General features: G+C 34.2%; 15 protein-coding genes and 1 tRNA gene. 13 read left to right on the top strand and 3 right to left on the bottom strand.

What is annotated here, in order from left to right:
- Window positions 1–2,058 carry a type I DNA topoisomerase gene (topA, locus tag NH286_RS06455; protein ID WP_265237703.1) on the top strand — a complete coding sequence of 686 codons (2,058 nt, stop codon included), beginning with the start codon at window positions 1–3 and terminating at the stop codon, window positions 2,056–2,058.
- 41 nt (window positions 2,059–2,099) lie between these two features.
- On the opposite strand, the gene mscL is transcribed toward topA, so the two are convergent.
- Complete coding sequence (gene mscL / locus NH286_RS06450; RefSeq protein WP_106460737.1) at window positions 2,100–2,507, bottom strand: large conductance mechanosensitive channel protein MscL; 408 nt, start codon at window positions 2,505–2,507, stop codon at window positions 2,100–2,102.
- Between the two features lie 83 nt (window positions 2,508–2,590).
- On the opposite strand from mscL, the gene NH286_RS06445 reads away from it, so the two are divergent.
- The 5 genes from NH286_RS06445 (at window position 2,591) to NH286_RS06425 (ending at window position 5,824) form a co-directional block, all read left to right on the top strand.
- Window positions 2,591–3,181, top strand: coding sequence for an NUDIX hydrolase (locus NH286_RS06445; protein WP_265237701.1), 591 nt, complete (start codon window positions 2,591–2,593; stop codon window positions 3,179–3,181).
- A complete protein-coding gene (locus NH286_RS06440; protein WP_265237699.1) occupies window positions 3,171–4,001 on the top strand; it encodes an aminoglycoside 6-adenylyltransferase in 831 nt (276 codons plus the stop codon). The genes NH286_RS06445 and NH286_RS06440 overlap by 11 nt, the downstream gene beginning before the upstream one ends.
- Window positions 4,002–4,009: 8 nt before the next feature.
- On the top strand, window positions 4,010–5,218 hold the full coding sequence (locus NH286_RS06435) for a D-alanyl-D-alanine carboxypeptidase family protein (protein ID WP_265237697.1): 1,209 nt from the start codon (window positions 4,010–4,012) through the stop codon (window positions 5,216–5,218).
- Between the two features lie 24 nt (window positions 5,219–5,242).
- Window positions 5,243–5,319: transfer RNA gene (locus NH286_RS06430), tRNA-Arg, on the top strand.
- A gap of 13 nt (window positions 5,320–5,332) precedes the next feature.
- On the top strand, window positions 5,333–5,824 hold the full coding sequence (locus tag NH286_RS06425; RefSeq protein ID WP_265237695.1) for a nucleoside deaminase: 492 nt from the start codon (window positions 5,333–5,335) through the stop codon (window positions 5,822–5,824).
- Window positions 5,825–5,838: 14 nt separating this feature from the next.
- Here the strand turns inward: NH286_RS06425 and NH286_RS06420 are convergent, their stop codons facing one another.
- A complete protein-coding gene (locus NH286_RS06420) occupies window positions 5,839–6,243 on the bottom strand; it encodes a hypothetical protein (RefSeq protein WP_106460732.1) in 405 nt (134 codons plus the stop codon).
- Between the two features lie 154 nt (window positions 6,244–6,397).
- Between NH286_RS06420 and NH286_RS06415 the strand changes: the two genes are divergently transcribed.
- From NH286_RS06415 to NH286_RS06385, 7 genes are all read left to right on the top strand, one after another.
- Window positions 6,398–7,345, top strand: coding sequence for an NAD(P)-dependent oxidoreductase (locus tag NH286_RS06415; protein ID WP_265237693.1), 948 nt, complete (start codon window positions 6,398–6,400; stop codon window positions 7,343–7,345).
- Entirely contained in the window at window positions 7,342–7,971 is a 630-nt protein-coding gene (gene udk / locus NH286_RS06410; RefSeq protein ID WP_265237691.1) for a uridine kinase, read from the top strand. The genes NH286_RS06415 and udk overlap by 4 nt, the downstream gene beginning before the upstream one ends.
- Entirely contained in the window at window positions 7,961–9,763 is a 1,803-nt protein-coding gene (gene glgB / locus NH286_RS06405; protein WP_265237689.1) for a 1,4-alpha-glucan branching protein GlgB, read from the top strand. Before udk ends, glgB begins: the two co-directional genes overlap by 11 nt.
- Window positions 9,760–10,230 (top strand): acyl carrier protein, encoded by a 471-nt coding sequence (locus NH286_RS06400; RefSeq protein WP_265237687.1) that lies wholly within the window; start codon window positions 9,760–9,762, stop codon window positions 10,228–10,230. Before glgB ends, NH286_RS06400 begins: the two co-directional genes overlap by 4 nt.
- The gene (locus tag NH286_RS06395; RefSeq protein ID WP_265237685.1) at window positions 10,227–11,405 is read left to right on the top strand and encodes an FAD:protein FMN transferase; all 1,179 of its coding nucleotides are present in this window, start codon (window positions 10,227–10,229) and stop codon (window positions 11,403–11,405) included. The genes NH286_RS06400 and NH286_RS06395 overlap by 4 nt, the downstream gene beginning before the upstream one ends.
- Window positions 11,406–11,471: 66 nt before the next feature.
- Window positions 11,472–12,125 carry a sugar transferase gene (locus NH286_RS06390; protein WP_106460727.1) on the top strand — a complete coding sequence of 218 codons (654 nt, stop codon included), beginning with the start codon at window positions 11,472–11,474 and terminating at the stop codon, window positions 12,123–12,125.
- A 75-nt stretch (window positions 12,126–12,200) separates the two neighbouring features.
- Window positions 12,201–13,673, top strand: coding sequence for a DUF1846 domain-containing protein (locus tag NH286_RS06385; protein WP_106460726.1), 1,473 nt, complete (start codon window positions 12,201–12,203; stop codon window positions 13,671–13,673).
- Between the two features lie 20 nt (window positions 13,674–13,693).
- Here the strand turns inward: NH286_RS06385 and NH286_RS06380 are convergent, their stop codons facing one another.
- A complete protein-coding gene (locus NH286_RS06380) occupies window positions 13,694–15,838 on the bottom strand; it encodes a metallophosphoesterase family protein (RefSeq protein ID WP_265237683.1) in 2,145 nt (714 codons plus the stop codon).
- Window positions 15,839–15,903: the final 65 nt, after the last annotated feature.

Below are 15,903 nucleotides of genomic sequence, written 5' to 3'. Positions count from 1 at the left end.
TTGGCAAAAAATCTAGTAATAGTTGAGTCGCCAACCAAGGCTAGGTCAATTTCAAAAATGCTAGGCAGAAATTATAAGGTAAAGGCCACAGTAGGCCACCTAAGAGATTTGCCTAAGTCTAAATTTGGAGTTGATATAGAAAATAACTTTGAACCTGAATACATAAAAGTAAGGGGCAGGGCGAAAACTATTAATGAATTAAAAAAAGAAGCTGATAATGCTGATAATATTTATCTGGCGACAGACCCTGATAGGGAAGGCGAGGCCATAAGCTGGCACTTGCAATTTCTTTTAGGTCTAGATCCAGAGGCGAAAAATAGGGTAGAATTTCATGAAATAACTAAAAATAACGTCCTAAATGCTATCAAAAACCCAAGGAAAATCGACAAGAACCTTGTAGATGCCCAACAGGCAAGAAGGGTCATGGATAGGATAGTAGGTTATGAAATAAGTCCAATCCTTTGGAAGAGAGTCAAGGCAGGCCTATCAGCAGGTCGTGTTCAATCCATTGCCCTAAAGCTAGTAGTAGATAGGCAAGATGAGATAGATAAATTTATCCCAGAAGAATATTGGACCATCAAGGCTAAACATAAATATGAAAATATAGACTTTGAATCTGAGTTTTATGGATCAAAGAGTAAAAAAATGAAGGTGTCAAACGAATCCGGAGCTGATAAGGTCTTAAATAAGATTGACAAGGATAGATTTGAAGTTATTAATGTAACAAAAACAAAGAAAAGACGTAAGGCTCAGGCCCCATACACAACCTCAACCCTCCAACAAGATGCATCCAATAAGCTTGGTTTTTCAACCAAATTTACCATGCAATTAGCTCAACAGCTCTACGAGGGTATAGACATTGGACATGAGGGAACTGTAGGTCTAATCTCCTACATGAGAACAGATGCCACAAGGATTTCAAGCGAGATAGTAGGCGAATCCCTCAAATATATCAAGGAAAAGTATGGAGAAAAGTATGCCTCTAAGGGTAAGACCTATGGAGCAAAGAAAAAGGGAAGCCAAGATGCCCACGAGGCTATAAGACCAACGTCTATCTACAGGGACCCAATAAGCCTAAAAGCATATCTGTCAGACCAACAATACAAGCTCTACAAGCTAATTTGGAACAGGGTAGTAGCAAGCCAGATGGCAGATTACGAATATCTATCAACACAAATTAGCTTTGATAATAATGGTTTAATCTTCAGATCAAATGGTAAAATTACAATCTTTGACGGTTTTAATAAATTGTCAGGAAATCTTGATAATGAAAACATTTTGCCAGACTTAAATGAAAGGGATGTCATAAGTGCTACAAAGATTGAAAAAGACCAGCACTTTACAAATCCACCTGCAAGATATACAGAAGCATCGTTAGTAAAGACCCTAGAAGAATTTGGAATCGGTAGGCCATCAACCTATTCAGCAACAATCAACCAAATTATGTCAAGAAATTACGTCGAGCTAGATGGTAGGTCAATATATCCTACAAAGTTAGGAAAAACTGTAAATGACTTCCTCCAAGAAAATTTTGACGATGTAATAAATGTAGAATTTACAGCTGAAATGGAAAGTCAATTGGATAAGATAGCAGAAAATGAAGTTTTCTGGAAGGATGTCCTAGGAGCTTTTTATAAGGATTTCAGCAAGGATATGGAAAATGTCAAGAAAGACACTACAGATTATAAGGTAAAAGATAAGGTCCTTGATGAAAAATGTCCAAAATGCGGCAAGCCTTTGGCCATAAAGCACGGACGCAATGGTAAATTTATTGGATGCACTGGTTTTCCAGATTGTGACTTTACCAAGTCAATAATAAAAACAACTGGAGTCAAATGTCCAAAATGTAAGGATGGAGAGATAATAGAGAAGGTATCAAAGAGGGGTAAGAGATTTTATGGTTGCAATAATTTCCCAGATTGTGACTACGCCCTATGGGATCCACCAACAGGTGAAAAATGCCCAGAATGCGGCAATCTCCTAATCCATAAGAAAAATAGAAAGACAGACGAGATAAAATGCTCAGCCTGTGACTATGTAAAAGAGAAGAAAAGATAGAAAAAGTCCCGACTTAGAAAACTAAGATCGGGACTTTTAAATTATTCTAATTCGTTTGAATAGTTTTCAAGCTTAGATGTACAGTGTGGACATCTACTAGCCTTGATATCAATTTCACTTTGGCAGTAAGGACAATCTTTTGTAGTCACTTCTTTCTCTTCTTTTTTGTGTAGAGAATTTATGGCTTTAACTATCAAGAACATTACAAAGGCAATGATTAAAAATGAAATAATAGCATTTATAAAGTTGCCGATTTTAAGGCTAGCCCCACCAATATTTATTACAAGATCTTCATAATTAACACCAGCAGTTAGGCCGGCTATAATTGGCATTAGTAAGTCATCAACCATACTCTTTACAATAGCTGTAAAGGCAGAACCCATGATGATACCTATAGCCATATCAATCACATTTCCACGTGATATAAATTCTTTAAATTCTTTAAACATAAAATCTCCTTTCATGACAATTTATTATACTATTAAACTTGACTTTATCACTCAATTTATATATGATTTTATTAGAGGTTTATATGAAATATTTAAAAGTAGATGATGACTTTTATGAAAAATTATCTTTTTATGCAGTCTTCATTCCTATAATAGAAGTAAATGGCAAAGACCATATACTATTTGAAAAAAGAAGCAAACTAGTTAGACAGCCTGGCGAGGTATCATTTCCGGGTGGTGGTCTTGAAGAAGGTGAAAATTTTAAGGATGCAGCCATAAGAGAGACTATGGAAGAACTCCTCTTAGATGAGGATGATATTGAGTATTTGGGATATTCATCGACAATTCTAACATCTTCCAATAGTTATATCAAGAGTTTTTATGGAAGAATTAATAAAAATTTCGATGAAATAAAGTATAATAAAGAAGTAGAAACGATATTTACAGTTGATATTGATTTTCTAAAATCCAACCCGCCTGTAACCTATGTTTGTCCATATAGATTAAATTTTCCACAAGGCTTTCCCTTTGAGAAAATACCAAATGGTATAGACTATAAATTTGTGGCAGGTGTAAGTGAGCTTTCCTTTTATGACACAGAGCCTGTCATATGGGGACTTACTGCAAGGTTATTAAAACGCTTTATAGAAAGTTGGTGTGAAGATGAGAAATGATATTTCACAAAGAATAAAAGATTATGCCAATAAAAATGAGTCGATAGAATCTATTTTTTATGTCAAAAGATATAACAATGATGAATTTTATCACATTTATACTGTAGTTAACAATGTAATAATAGGCAAACTTGAAGAGGAATTTGAAAGTCTATTTGAAGATATGATCTTTAGCAAAAGAAGCAAAGATATAGCAGAAATCGACAAAAATAAGTTTACCTATACAACTATAGACTTATACAAAGAAGATGATATCAAGATATCAGAATCAATTATATCAAGCGATATAGCAGAATCCTTTATAAAAACCCTTCCAAATGATATAGAATTTTTATATAACAAACCAGGAAGCGAAAGGCTAGCTGCCAATGATGACTATAGTTTAAGCTCGATAAAAGAATATGAATTTGAAAAGACAGTCAAAAACTTTTTTGCCTACGCAATAGAAGTATCCCTTTATCTTAAAGAAAACAATTATCTAGCTGCATCAATAAAGATGAATGAGCTAAGAAATGAGCTAATAAATATGCTTAGGATTCATGTCATAAACAAATTTAATGGCAAACGTGATATAGGAAAAGATGGCAGAGAATTTACCCATACCTTAGTTAAAGAATATAAGGATGACTTGGAAGATACCTTCCACGACATCAATCCATTAAATATCTACAATTCCCTCTTTAAGGCCTGTATATTGTTTAGAAAAATCGGTATGCAAGAGGCAGATGTCTTGGGATTTAGCTATGATAGGGCAATAGATGTAAAAACTCTTAAACTTTTGAGGGATAATTATAAAAAGTTAGAATCTTTTCTAAACTAGGAGGAGTAGTGAAGAGTAAATTAAAAATACTAAGCCTAATTGCGGCAATATTTATAGGTTTAATGCCAACAAGCATGGCTGCTAGCCAAAATAAGATAGTAGGGCTAGATGATAATGTAAAAGCCTATCTAATTGCCAATCAGGAAACAGGCGACGTCTATTATGAAAAAAATGCTGATGAGTCAATGCCAATGGCATCTCTTAGCAAACTTATGACTTTTTTATTAGTAGAAGAAGCCATAGATGAAGGAAAAATTAGCCTAGATACAAAGGTTGTAGCAGATAGCGAAAGCGAAAAGCTAACTAGCTGGGAATATTCAGCTCTAGGTGTAAAAGATGGTATGACCTATACTGTCAAAGAATTAATAGAAGGTCTTATAGCCGTAAGTGGAAATGACTGTGCCTATCTTCTTGCTAATACCCTAGAAGTATCAGAGGCAGCCTTTGCTAGAAAAATGAATGAAAAGGCCAAAGAGTTAGGCCTTGAAAGCCAAGTATACTACAATGCTAGCGGTATAGAAACAGAAGATGGTCTTCAAAATTCATCATCTGCAAGGGATTTATTTAAGTTAAGTGCTCATATAATCAAAACTTACCCACAAATCCTTGACTATACAGCTATCAGAGAGATAAAAAATCCTGCCAAGGACATAGATAAAAAATCAACCATTCCTTTAATGGATGAAATCGAAGGGGTCGATGGTTTAAAGACAGGAACAACAGATGCGGCTGGCTTCTGCTTAGTTACAACTTGTGATATGAGCAAGCTTGATAGCAAAGATACCTTCAGGACTATCGGTGTAGTTATGGGAGCAGATCAAAAAGATACACGTAACCTTGTAATGAGTGATTTAATCTATTATGTAAGCAAATATTATTCACAAAGGACAGTTCTTGATACAAATGTAGCAGCAACTACAAAAAAAGATCCGACCGTAAAACAAGGATATATAGAGCTTTTTCCTAAAGAAGATATAAAAATGATAGTAAAAGAAGGCGAAAATCCAAAAGTGGTGTATAATATAAAAGACGGTATCAAGGCACCTATTAAAGAAGGTGAAGACCTAGGTGAAGTCGAGGTATCATACAAAGATGAACATGAAAAAGTTGGTCTTTATTCTAAAAAAGCTTTAGATAGGGCGACACTTTTCTCAAGAATAATCAGAACTATCAAAGATAGCTCAGATTTTCTACTAAAAACACTGATAGCAAGATAAAAGCAAATTTATTTTGCTTTTTATGTACCGGTAGCTCAGCTGGATAGAGCACTGCCCTCCTAAGGCAGGTGTCGGAGGTTCGAATCCTCTTCGGTACACCAAAGGAAATTTTATATGCAAGATATATTTAATGAAAAAGATAAATTTTTTATGAATGAGGCCCTCTATGAGGCCAAACTTGCAAAAGCAATAGACGAGGTCCCAATAGGGGCCGTTGTTGTTTTTGAGGATAAAATTGTAGGCAGGGGCCACAATTTCACCTACAAGGGCAAATCTGCCTTAAATCACGCAGAAATCTATGCCTTAAGACAAGCAGGCGAGAAAATTGGAGATTTTAGACTTGAAGAATGCACAATCTATACGACTTTAGAACCTTGCATAATGTGTGCGGGAGCTATAATGCATTCAAGGATAAAAAGACTTGTAGTTGGCCAAACAGATCCCAAAAGAGGAGGCTTTTCAACCAATTTCATTAACCAAGACAGTCCTCACCTAAATGTGCCAGAAATTTCTTATGGACTCATGGCAGAAGAATCGCTTGAAATCTTGCAAAGTTTTTTTAAGAAATTAAGAGAAAAAAATAAGACCGTAAAGTCTAAATCATAGGCTTTGGGTCTTTTTTAGTCTTTAATATCAGCAATAAACTGCCAGCTTATTTGGTATTTGTCGATAAGGGTTGTAAATAATTTGTTGTTAAATTTCTGGGGCTCAAAAGTAACATTAGAGTCCTTTCTAAAATTCATATAGGCCCTGAAAAGATTATCAGAACTTGTTTCTATTACGATTCTTACGTTATTACCCTTCTGTAATACGTCATCATTGGTTACATCATAAAAATATATCCTGTTATCATAAATATCTAGATATGAGCTATAAATCCTATCTTTTAAATCAGCTGGTAAATTATATTTTTGAAAATCACTATATCTGATTATATTTGCAGGAAAATCCAAGTCAAAAACTTCACAATAATATTTTAGGGCATCTACGCAAAGCCCTTTGTCAAATGCTATTCCTACCGCCATACTTATTCCTTTCTATTGTTATTAACAATTTATCGCAAGAGGATGATTTTTTCAAGTCAGTAAATAGCTTTTCATAATATAATTACTTCTTTATTTGCAAATAGAGTATAATAAATGCAAGAGATTTTTTAAAGAAACGATAAGGAGCATATTAATGAAAATTAGTCTTATAGATCCATTAGAAGTTAAAGAATCATACATTTTAGAGCAAAAAGAAAAAATAGAGGCCCTTGGTCATGAATTTGAATATTTTAATGAGAGTGCTAAGGATGAGGATGAAAAAATAGATAGACTCAAAGATACTGATATAGCCATAATTACAAACAAGCCAGTAAGTGGAAAGGTAATTGAGGCGACTAATCTTAAGCTTATAGATGTAGCCTTTACTGGTGTAGACCATGTAGACCTTGATGCTTGCAAGGAAAAAGGCATAAAGGTTCTAAATGCTTCAGGTTATTCTGATGATTCTGTAGCAGAGCTTGTTATAGGACTTACAATTGGTGTCTTAAGAAAATTCAACGAAAATAAGGCAAATATCTTTGAGGGCACAAACAATTACCTTTTAGGCTCCCTAATTAAGGGCAAGACCTTTGGTGTAATCGGTACAGGAAATATAGGCAAAAAACTTATCGAAATCTTACAAGTATTTGGCTGCAAGATAATAGCTTATTCTAGAACAGAAAAAGAAGAAATCAAGGCACTTGGCGTAGAATACGTTGACCTAAATACCCTATTAAAGGAAGCTGACATAGTTTCTCTTCATATACCAAATAATAAAGAAACCAAACATTTTCTTGGTAAAGAAGAGCTTGACCTAATGAAAGATAAGGCTGTACTAATAAATTGTGCAAGGGGAGCTGTTGTAGACAACGACTACCTAGCCAAGTTATTAAATGAAGATAAGCTCCGCGCAGGTATAGATGTTTTTGATATGGAACCACCACTTCCAAAAGACTACCCACTTAGAAATGCAAAAAATGTCCTTTTGACAAATCATGTTGCCTTCTATACCCAAGAAGCCATGCAAATAAGGGCGGAAATTGTCTTTGACAACTTATATTCATACCTAGAAGGGACAATCAAAAACGAGATTAAACTATGATTAAACCTAAAATCTTAGCTGTTGCAGGAGGCTCTGCTAGTGGTAAATCTTCGATAGTAAAGCTTCTAGCCAAAGAATTTGAAAGTGATCTTGTAGTAATTGGCCATGATAATTATTATAAGGCCCATGATGACTTGGCTTTTGAAGATAGGGTTGGCCTAAATTACGACCACCCTAAGGCTTTTGACAATGATTTATTTTATGATGATTTAAATAAATTATTAGAAGGAAATGACATCGAAATGCCTCTTTATGACTACACTATCCACACAAGAAGCAAGGAAACAAAAAAGATCAGCCCTAAAAAGATTATATTAATTGAAGGTATTCTGGTTCTTTATGATAAAAAAATTAGGGAAATTACAGACACTAAGGTCTTTGTGGATGCTGACAGTGATGTTAGGCTAAAAAGAAGGATTTTAAGAGATACCAAGGAGAGGGGCAGGTCTATAGAGTCGTGCCTAACCCAGTATATAGAGCAAGTAAAACCGATGCATGAAAAATATGTTGAGCCGAGCAAAAAATATGCTGACATAATTATTCCAAGAGGAGCGAAAAACACCAAGGGAATCGAGATATTATCCAAGCATATAGAAAATTTAATAGGAAATACTCATGAAAGTTAATATATTATCGACAGACTATGACAAAATAAAAGATTATATTGATGGTAACTCAAGTATTGGCCATAAGATTTGGGGACCAATCAAAAAGGGTGATGGTTACGAATTTAGGGTCTATGCACCAAATGCCGATAAGGTATATATCAAGGGGGACTTCACAGCTTGGGATATAAGAGAGCTTAGCAAAAATGCCCAATACGGATATTTCTTTGGATATTTTGATGCAAAAGTAAATGACTATTACAAATATGTTGTAGTAAAAGATGGCAATTGGGTAGAAAAGACAGATCCCTTTGCCCATGCTATGGATGGTGAGGGAGATTTTGCCTCAAAAATCGTAGAAGATGACTATGTTTTTAATGATGCGGAATACCTAAAAACTAGGGATAAGAGATATGACAAGCCACTAAATATCTACGAGCTACACGTATCATCTTTTTTGAGATTTTCAAACCAAGTAAATTTCTTAGACATAGTTGATAGGCTTATTGCCTATATCAAAGAGATGAATTATACCCATGTAGAGATAATGCCAGTTACGGAATATCCATTTTATCCATCTTGGGGCTACCAATCAACAGGATTTTTTGCAATTAGTCACAGGTATGGAAGCGTAAGAGACTTTAAAAAATTCGTAGACCTTTTACATCAAAATAATATTGGGGTAATATTAGATGTTGTAGCTGTTCATTATGCATCAGATTATTATGGTCTAGATCATTTTGATGGTACAGCCATGTATGAATCAGAATATATGGATTTAAAATATTCTGAGTGGGGATCAAATAACTTCGACTATTCAAAGGGACATGTCAGAAGTTTTATGAAATCATCCATGACCTATCTTATAGAAGAATTTCACCTAGATGGGATAAGGATAGATGCTGTATCTTATATGGTATTTTATAATGGCAATTCTGACAGAGGAGTCCACGAGGATAATATATTCTTTATTAAGAATCTAAACGAAACCTTAGAAAAAACACATCCAGATGTAATGAGAATTGCAGAAGATTCCTCAAATTATCCAAAGGTAACCCATCCTGTAAGCGAAGGTGGTCTTGGATTTGATTATAAGTGGGATATGGGCTGGATGAATGACACCCTTAGATATTTTAAGGTCGACTCATATAATCGTAGGGACTATCAAGGAAATATCACATTTTCTATGTATTATTTCCCAAATGAGAGGTTCCTCTTGCCACTTAGCCATGATGAGGTAGTTCACCTAAAAAAATCTATGGTTGATAAGATGGCAGGCTCTTATGAAGATAAGTTTAAGCAATTAAAAGTCCTTATGGCTTATCAAATGACCCATCCTGGTAAATTTTTAAACTTCATGGGCAATGAAATTGCAACTTTTGAAGAGTGGAATGAAAATGTAGGGATTAGATGGGAATATCTAGACTATCCAATACACAGAGATTATCACAATTTTATAAAGGATTTAAACAAACTTTACCTAGATGAGAAGGCCTTTTATAAATATGATTATGAAGAAGAAGGCTTTATGTGGAAGGTAGTAGATGATAATACCAACTCTGTATTTGCCTATGAGAGAAGGGCAGATGAGGATAGGTTCTTAGTTGTCCTAAATATGACAGGTGTCTATCACGGAGGATATGAAATACCTTATGATGAAGACTTGATATTTGAGGAAGTTTTAAATTCTAGATCAAGTAAATATGGCGACTACAGATACGAACAAAGAAAGATAGAAGTTAAGAAAGGAAACAATCTTAAAATAGAGCTTTGGGAATATGAAGTAGCTATTTTTAAGATAAGAGAAGTATGAAAAATAGAAAACCAATCAACCTATCTTGGTTAGTAGAAAAATGGACCTTGATAGATGAAGACTCATATCTAAAAAATATGTGGTTAAACACAGAATCTCTTGATTTTATTAGGATAAATCAAGAAATTCAAACAAGAGAGGATATAGTAAAATCCTATATTGACATAGACGATGATGTAGAGCATTATATATTAATGCCAGGCAAGGATGAAATAGATGGATCAGACATAAGAGATGCTTTTATTTCAAGCCTAGGCAAAAGAGATAGGGATGCCTTCATAGATAATGCAGAATTTATTGCACCAGCAGCTGAGTTTTTGGATACAGTATATGAATTAGGTCTAGAATCAGAATGGAATGATTTTAGAGATAAGGTAGCAGCTGATGTTCTCTTAAATTGGGCTGAAGAAGAAGGACTATCAATAAATAAAGACATGGAGACAATTAACATAAATAAAATACTATGAGAAAATATGTAGCACTATTAGCACTGGCGCTGACACTAACAGCTTGTGCTAACAATAAAGAAAATACAGAAGAAACCAAGCCAAAACTTACAGCTGTAGAAGATGATTCTACAAATGATGAAAATTCTACAAACCAGGAAGACGTAGGCCAAGAAGAGAATAAGGAAGAAAGTAAAGAAGAAACTAAGGAAACATCTATCGATGGAAAACTTGTAAAAAATCAGATAAATATATATGATTATTTTGACACAATTACAAGTTTCATAGCCTATACAGAAAATGATGAAGAATTTGATAGATTAGTAGGAATTCTAGAAGAAGAGTTAAGTATATATCACAAGCTTTATAACTCTTACGATGAATTTGAAGGGGTAAACAACTTCCAAACAATAAACCAAAATGCTGGTATAAAGCCAGTTAAGGTCGATAAAGTAATTATAGACTTAGTAAAATATTCTAAAGAAATGTATAAGCTTACAGATGGCAAGATAGATATAGCCATGGGATCTCTTTTAGGTTTGTGGCATGATTTTAGAGAAATGTCAATCAATAATCCTGACAAGGCAGCAATCCCAGCAGAAGAAGACCTGGTAAAGGCAAGCAAGCATAAGGATATAGATGCTATAGAAATTGATGAGGAAAACTCTACAGTATATATAAATGATAAGGATGTTAAAATAGATATCGGAGCCATTGGTAAGGGTTATGCCACAAAAATCATTGGTGAAAAACTAAAGGAATCCGGCCTAAAACATGGTATCTTATCAGTAGGTGGGGATGATATGCTAATTGGAGATAATCCAGGAGCTGAAAATTCTTATTATAAGATAGCTATCCAAAACCCGGACCTAGAAGATAAGGATAATCCTTACTCTGCAGTAGTTAGCCTTAAAAATACATCTGTAGTAACAAGTGGTGATTATCAAAGATATTTTGTAGTAGATGGTAAAAGATACCACCATATCATAGATCCATCTACCTTGTATCCATCTACAAATTGGACCTCAGTATCAGTAATTTTAGATGATATAGCTCTTGCAGATACCATATCCACATATCTTTTCATACTTGATTATGAAAATGGTTTAAAATTTGCAAAAGAGAATAATTGTGAGGTAATGTGGATTGACCATGAAGGAAATCAATTTAAGACAGAAGGATGGCCTGAAAGCTAAGCTAGACCTAGACAATTTTAGATTTTGAAGTTTAATATTGAGAGATTTCAAAATTTGAGGATAAAAGTGAAAAAAATTAATGAAGATTTAATATATCAAAAACTGAATAATAAAAAAATCAGCCTATTTTTCAAAAGGCTCTTTGATATTTTAATTTCACTACTAGTGATAATTCTAATCTTGATACCGGTGGGAATAATTGCCCTGGCTATCAAGTTAGATTCTAAAGGCCCTGTATTTTATAGGCAGGAAAGACTTGGCAAGGACAAAAAGCCATTTTACATTATCAAATTTAGGACCATGATGGTTGGTGCAGACAAAAATCTTGACAACCTCACAGTCAAAAATGACCCGCGTATCACAAGGGTGGGTGGATTCTTAAGAAAATGGAAGATAGATGAATTGCCACAGTTTTTTAATGTACTAGCAGGAGATATGTCCTTAGTTGGACCAAGGCCTGAGACACCAAAGATGGTAGGTCTCTACGATAATTATTATGATGTAATCTTTGCCGTAAGACCTGGAATTACAGACTACGCCTCTATAGAATTTAGAAACGAAAGTGATTACTATAATTCCATAGAAGCTAGCGAGAAAATTTATTTAGAAAAGATTTTGCCTATAAAAATTGACCTAAAATTAAAATATATAGAAAATCTTTCAATCAAAAATGATATCCTAATCTTGCTAAACACTGCAAAAACAATAATAACAGAATAGGGCGTAAAATTTTTACGTCTTATTTTTTTTTGAGAAAAACTTGGTATAATCATTAAGTAATAAATGGAGGTAAGGATGAAATTAGCTTTTGATAACGATAAATATATAAAAGAACAATCAGAAAAAATTCTTGAAAGAATCAGCCACTTTGACAAGCTCTACCTAGAATTTGGAGGCAAGCTCTTTGATGATGCTCATGCTTCTAGGGTATTGCCAGGATTTTTGCCTGATAGTAAACTACGAATGCTTCTAAATATTAAAGATAAGACAGAAATAATCATAACAATAAATGCCAAAGACATAGAAAGCTCAAAGATTAGGGGAGATAACGGTATCTCTTATGATACAGAGGCAATAAGGCTTAAAAGTGCCCTCGAAGATTTTGGATTTTTGGTATCTGCCATTGTGATTACCCAATATGAAGAACAAGAAAAGGCCAAGAAATACATTAAATACCTTGATAACTTAGGTATTAAAAATTATAAAACTTATGATATAAAAGGCTATCCAAATGATTTGGCCACAATTATATCAGAAGATGGTTTTGGTAAAAATGACCATGTCGAAACCAAAAGACCCCTAGTAGTAGTTACTGGTCCTGGTCCTGGTTCAGGAAAGATGGCAACCTGCTTATCACAAATGTATCTTGACCATGAAAAGGGAGTAAATGCTGCCTATGCCAAATTTGAGACCTTCCCAATCTGGAATTTACCTTTAAAACATCCAGTTAATATGGCCTACGAAGCAGCAACAGCAGACCTTGATGATATAAATATGATAGATCCTTACCATCTTGAGGCCTATGGCATATCAGCCGTATCCTACAATAGGGATGTAGAGGCTTTCCCAATCTTAAAAAAGATGTTTGAAAAGATAATGGGATCATCACCATACAAATCTCCAACAGATATGGGAGTAAATAGGGTAGGCTTTTGCATAGTAGATGAAAATGAGGCAAGTGAGGCTTCTAAGGCAGAAATTATCAGAAGATACTACAATACCCTGGTTGATTACAGACTAGCCAAGGTCCCTGTCCATACTTTAGAAAAGATTCAAATGTTAATGAGCCAGATGGAGATAGGTCCAGATGATAGGGAAGTAGCCCTAGCCGCAAGAGACAGAGCTAAAAGAGCAGGAAGTGATGCTTTTGCTATTGAACTAGAAGATGGCAATATAATCACAGGCAAGAAATCAAACCTTCTTTCAGCTCCAGCAGCATGCATCTTAAATGCCCTTAAGAAGCTTGGAGGCCTTGATGATGAAATTTTACTTATCTCTCCTCATATAATAGAGCCAGTATCAAGTCTAAAGACAAAAGAGCTAGGTAGTGATGAGACAAGTCTTTCTGTAAATGAAATGCTAATAGCTCTTTCAATCTCAGCGACAACTAATCCTTTAACTCACATGGCAATTAAGCAAATTGGTAAACTTAAGGGACTAGATGCCCATTCAACAGTCATTCTAAATGATTCACAAAAATCTATGCTTAGAAAACTAGGCCTAAATTTCACCCAAGATCCTGATTTTTCAGAAGAAGATTACAGATAAAAATAGCTCCTAAGCTAAGCTTAGGAGTCTTTTTTTGTCTCAAAATCATCGTATTCTATATAGTTGAAATAATAATCTACATCATTATCTTGATCATTTTGGTATATCTTTGCCATATCCTCACTCATTTCACCAATCATATCAGTGATAAATTTACGGAGAGATCTTTGGCCAAACATCATATCACTTACATCCATCTTGACCTTCCTTATAGAATGGGAGTGGGCAATTTTTTTGGCAAGGTCTACACCATTTATGTGTGCTTTTTTTGTGATAAATCTTGAGAAGAAATCTAGGAAATCTCTTAGATTATTAACCTTTGACCTCATGTGTTTATAAAAAATATTGGATGTGATTCCTTCAGTTTGGATTAGAGTATCGTAGAATTTATCCTTAGATCCATCAATCTCAAAAACTATATGGCTTGTAACATAGTCAAAGGCTTCGTTTATCTCATCTGCCGCATAATCAATTAGTTCATTGATAATATTGTAAAACTTATCATTAAGCCTAGCTATCATGGCATCCACATAGTCAGGCCTATCATTATTTGTAGAACGATATTGGTAGATGTAGTTGGCAAAATCATAGAAGGTGTGGCCCTTGCTATCTATAGGCATTTTAAATTCTTTTGTTAAGATTTTTTCTATAAAATAAATAAGAAGGGGTGGATAGAGGATTTTCTTATCTATCTGTTTAAAAATCTCATCTAGGGCTAGTTCTATATTATCAGATTTTATGTGAATCCTATTGCCAATGGCCTTTATTAAAATTTTGTGCTTGCCATTTTTTTCTATTAGTTCGATTTTGCCCACAAAAGGCTTTCTCATTGGGAAAAAGCGGCTTATTTTTGGAAAAACATAGGCATCCATATAATTATTATAAGGAAGCTTGGTATCCATATTGGAATTTATTTGCTTGATTATTTCCTTTTTTATATCTAGGTCCTCAAGCTTTGGATTGTTGGCCTGGATTCTTATATAATTTGATATTACTTCCTTTAGGGACAATTGATTTTCGAGAGTGTAGATTGTGGCATCATCTACAAATTTTTTCTCATTCTTTTCATCTACAAAGGAAAAGTCCCTAATTAGTTCGGTCTTTACAGAAATTTCAAAACCATGGCTTTCACCAGTTTTGTTTACTATCTTTAGGTGTCTGATTGGTAGGGGATAGGTTATGGTTGATCCTGTTTGTATATTGTAGATAAGCTTTCCTTCTTCTGTGGTAAACTTAGCTGTACCATTTTCGTGTAAGTGGCCGGTGAAGATGAATTTTATACCATTATCAGCTAAGACTTCTATAGGAGTTTTATTATTTAATCTAGGGTCTCTATCTTCTATCTTAGTCTTGTATTCTTTGATTATAAATGGAGAAAATACTAGCTCTTGGTTTCTAAAATTAGGGATAAAGGCGTGGTGGCTTACAGCTATAACCATATCCTTGCGGGCCTTGGCCTCGTCAATCTTATCAGCAATCCATCTGAGCTGTTCTTTTGAAATAGAGCCTACTACATTGCAGGTCCCATCCCTGTGTTTTTGTTCCTTATCTGCTGCATAAATTGAGCTATCAATCATGATGATAGTTAGGCCATTTTCGTATTTAAAATTTTTTTTAACCCTTGCAACGTATGAGAGATAGCCATTTGCATAGTAGGAATATTTTTCATCCCTCTTATATTTTTCATTGACATCTGCCAGATAGGCTTTAAAAATTTCACTATCTTTATAGAATTCTAATATAGAATCATCTTCATAGATGGATTTGTAGATTTCTTCAAAGTCTCTTGGGCTTGTTATTTGGGCTGGCTTATCATTTTTATAATCATAGGCCTTTTTGGAATAAATATCGTGGTTGCCTGGAATAATAAAGGCTTTGCGACTTTTATCTTTATTTTTCCATTCATCAATAAGACTAGCAGCCTTCTTGTGGCTTAGGTATTCTCCTTCCTTGGTCAAATCTCCAGAAAGGATTAAAAATTTACTGGCAACCTTATCCACCATTTCCAAGGATTTTTTAAATAAGTACTCGCTCTCAACTACAAGTTTTCTTTCTATTTTTAATTCTTTTCTTAAATTTTCAGTATCTGCAATCAAACTTTGATCTAGAACGTGAGGATCAGAAATGATTGATAGATCATAGTCTTTCATATTTGAATTTAGCATCCTTTACACCTCTTATTGTTCCTTTATTATACCTGTTTAGGCCTAGAATAAAATGTATTTTAGCT

The organism is Anaerococcus sp. NML200574, assembly GCF_026131665.1.
GTDB lineage: Bacteria > Bacillota > Clostridia > Tissierellales > Peptoniphilaceae > Anaerococcus > Anaerococcus kampingae.
Note: the sequence above shows the minus strand (reverse complement) of the source record. Positions and strands in the feature narration are given on the sequence as shown.